Origin of the sequence: Salinimicrobium maris (assembly GCF_049680855.1) — a bacterium.
Classification (GTDB): domain Bacteria; phylum Bacteroidota; class Bacteroidia; order Flavobacteriales; family Flavobacteriaceae; genus Salinimicrobium.
In genome coordinates, this window is the sequence record NZ_JBMPGS010000008.1 from 1 (window position 1) to 4,143 (window position 4,143).

Below are 4,143 nucleotides of genomic sequence, written 5' to 3' on the forward strand. Positions count from 1 at the left end.
CCGAGGCGGTGTTTAACAGTGAAACAGCCTCAGGCTGGCAGGAGGTATCATTTGCTTCTCCTGTGCCTGTTACGGCCAATACTACATATGTGATTTCATACCACAGTAATAACGGCTTTTATTCCCTCAACAGTCCCTTTTTTAATACAAGAGCAGTGGTTGATGAACCACTTACAGGTTTACAAAGTGGTACAGATGGATCAAATGGGGTGTACAGATATTCCAATACACCCACCTTTCCAAACCTGACATACCAAAGTAGTAACTATTGGGTGGACGTAGTGTTCAACACACTCGAGCAGAACGCTCTCCCCAATATTACCTTAATTTCTCCTGAAGATGGCAGTACTTTTACTACTCCGGCAGCGGTTACTCTTGAGGCTACCGCCTCGGATCCTGATGGTACGATCACAAAAGTGGAGTTCTTCCGGGACAATTTAAAAATAGGAGAAGATCTGTCTCATCCTTATAGCTTTATCTGGAATCACAGTTCTACAGGTAATTACTCCTTAACAGCTGAAGCAACAGACAACAGTGGAGCAAAACGAATTTCTTCTACAGTCAATATAGTTTTAACAGCACCTGCAGGGAATATTCCACCAACCGTAAGTGCAGGAGAGGATCAGATATTGGTTCTTCCGGAGGACAATATAACTCTATCTGCCAGTGCCAGTGATTCAGACGGTTCCATAATTTCCTACCTCTGGGAACAATTAGGAGGGCCTGCTGCGGAAATACAGAATGCTGCCTCAATGAATCTTGAGCTATTAGGGTTGGAGCAGGGCGTATATGTTTTCAGAGTAACCGTTGCCGATAACGAAGGAGGTACAGCAAGCGATGATGTCAGCATAATAGTAAATGCCTTGGACGAATTTAATTGTCCCTGTACAGTTTTTGAAGATTCAGAAATACCTACGGGAAGCCTCAAGAATGACGGAATTGGTGGATTACAATTGGGAATGAAATTCCAGTCTCAGGTAGACGGCTATATTACCGGAGCGAAATTCTACAAACAAAGTGGAAACAGCGGAGTTCATACAGGGCAATTATACAATAGCAACGGGAATTTATTGGCTGAAGCGGTTTTTCAGAACGAAACATCTTCAGGATGGCAGCAGGTAAAATTCGATTTCCCTGTAGCCGTAACAGCAAATACTACTTACATCATTTCATATCATACCAGTGCCGGATTTTACTCCCTGAACGAGGCCTTTTATTCAGGTGCAGTGCTGAACGAACCTTTGCAGGCACTGAGGGATGGAAGTGACGGAGGCAATGGAGTGTACAGGTATACATCCACTCCTGAATTCCCCAACTTTTCTTATAACATGAGTAATTACTGGGTAGATGCCATTTTTGAAACAACTGCATCCGCTACAGTATCTAAAAATGTGCTTAGTTCACCAGATTATTCCAAGCCAAGTATGTTGGAATCTGCTCTCCTTGACAGGATAGAGGTGATCCCTAATCCATTTTCTGATTATGCCACCCTGGTATACCAGCTTCAGGAAGGCGGATTTTATTCCATTAGCATTTACGATGCCAGAGGCTCTTTAGTCAGAAGGGTCAAAGAAATAGATTTTGCAGTGGCGGGGGAGGAATATACCTTGGAAATTGACGCGACTTCGCTGCCCCAGGGAATATATTTTCTTCGCATTTCACATCAGAACGAAGTAAAAGCAACACAGCTTGTAATAAACAAGTAGTCTCTATTAAAAACCGCCGGCTTCTTTCTATTCAGGAAGAGGGAGTGATAAACAGCGTGACCACTTTAAATTTATTTGAATGAAAGTCAGGGATAATACTTCTAAAAGGCTTTGCCTTCACAGGATCTTATTTTTTCTTCTACTGTTATTTCCCGCTCAGGAAGGAGAGTTAGCTGCAGCAGTTGGAACCGAAGAACTTCTGGAAGAAGTTAAACCTTTGGAAAAAGAGAAAGCAGAAAGGCAATTACATACTAAGGAGCAGGAAGCCAATAGGAGCTCAGTTTTGATCATTACCAGTGATAGTAACCGCTTTAGCAGTTACCTTGCAGAAATACTCAAGGCCGAGGGATTGAACGATTTTGACGTGCAGGAGGTTTCCACAATATCAACAGAAGTCCTGCAGGGGTACAATATGATTCTTTTGGGAGAAATGTCCCTAACAACTGTTCAGGTTGGCTTGCTTTCCCAACGAGTTCAGGAGGGTGCTACTATGATTTCCTTTAGACCGGATGTTAGACTTGCTCCCCTTCTGGGGCTAACCCCTGCAGGAAGTACTTTATCTGATAAATACCTGCTTATCAATCCTTCTGGACCGGGAGAGGGGTTGGTGAAGGAGACCATTCAATTTCATAGTACTGCAGATCTTTACGAGCTGAACGGGGCCGTAAGTCTTGCTAAACTCTACTCCGACGCACATTCAGCAACTATTTACCCTGCTGTTTCCAGTAATGATGTAGGTGTTAACGGAGGAAAAGCTATTGCGTTCACCTATGACCTTGCACGCTCCGTGATCTATACCCGTCAGGGAAACCCGGCCTGGGTGGGTCAGGAAAGAGATAATCAACCGGGACCAATAAGATCGAATGATATGTTTTACCCAGACTGGGTGGATCTTAATAAGGTTGCCATTCCACAAGCGGATGAACAGCAGCGGTTGTTGGCGAATATTATAACCCGGAACAGCCGGCATCCCATGTTGAGATTCTGGTATATGCCGCGGGGATTAAAGGCTGCAGTGGTCATGACAGGAGATGATCATGCCCGGGGAGGAACCATAGCAAGATTTAACCGTTATCTGGAACTTAGTCCCGATAATAGCCCTGAGGCTGTAGCCGACTGGAGAGCCATCCGTGGTAGTTCTTACATTTTTCCAAATACACCGATATCTAATAATCAAGCCAGTAGTTTTGAGGCACAGGGATTCGAAATTGCGCTTCATCTCAATACACAGTGTAAGAGCTATGACGAAACATCCATTGAAAATGATCTAACCACACAACTGGCAGAAATGGCTGCCAATTTTCCTGGGGTGAGTGCTTCCACCACCAATCGTACACATTGCATCGCGTTTAGTGACTGGTCCACTCAGCCCAAGGCAGAAGTTTCAAAAGGAATTCGGCTGGATGCTAATTACTACTACTGGCCGGGGAGTTGGGTCAATGACAGACCCGGAATGTTTACAGGGTCCGGTATACCTATGAAATTTTCAGATTTGGATGGTAACACTCTTGATATTTATCAACTTAACACCCAGATGACAGATGAGTCCGGACAAATTTTTCCGTTCACTATAGATCAATTATTGGACAAAGCCTTAGGTCAGGAAGGTTATTTTGGGATGTTCTGTGCAAACATGCATACAGATGATGATGATTCAGACGGTTCGGAAAAGATCATAGCTTCAGCGATGAGCCGTGGTGTTCCTGTAATTTCTGCAAAGCAGGTACTTACCTGGATGGATGGCAGAAATACATCATCTTATCATATGAATCAGTGGGATGGTCAGGTACTTGATTTTTCGTTGGAAGTTTCCGGTGGGGCCCATAAACTGGAGACGATGTTACCAGCCATATTTAATGATCAGAGGGTTGTGGGTTTGACCAAAGAAGGAATTGCGGTAAACTACAGGACCGAAAAAATTAAAGGAGTGGAGTATATTTTCTTTTCTGCAACTACAGGAGATTTTCTTGCTACCTACGGAGTGAATGAAGTACCGGCAGTATCCATCACCTCGCCGATGGAATCAGCAGAATTTAACACTTCTGAATCAGTGATTATTAAAGCTAGTGCCGTAGATTCGGACGGTAGCATTAGCAAAGTTGAATTTTTTCAGGGTTATACCAAGCTAGGTGAAGTCAGCGAGGCTCCTTATAGCTTTACCTGGGAAAATATTCCAACAGGAACTTTTTCTCTTACTGCCAAAGCTACAGATGACAAGGGTGCTGTGGCTATTTCCGCTCCCGTAATGATTGAGGCATCTCAGGTTTGTCCTTGCAATGTGTTTAGTCCTGAAGAGCGTCCCTCAGGAATCCTGTGGAGCGGTTCCCCGTTACAATTGGGGATGAAATTCCGTAGTTCAGAGAATGGGTTTATTACAGGAGTACGTTTTTACAAGCAGCCGGGGAATACTGGCGTTCATACGGGGCAGCTTTATAGC

Annotated in this window: 2 protein-coding genes; both read left to right on the forward strand. The window is 44.1% G+C overall.

Annotated elements, in window-relative coordinates:
* Nucleotides 1-1,706: DUF4082 domain-containing protein (locus ACOV1Q_RS15790; protein WP_424495369.1), on the forward strand; the 1,706-nt coding region annotated here is incomplete at its 5' end.
* Nucleotides 1,707-1,785: 79 nt separating this feature from the next.
* The coding region (locus ACOV1Q_RS15795) for an Ig-like domain-containing protein (RefSeq protein ID WP_424495370.1) at nt 1,786-4,143 on the forward strand (2,358 nt) is incomplete at its 3' end.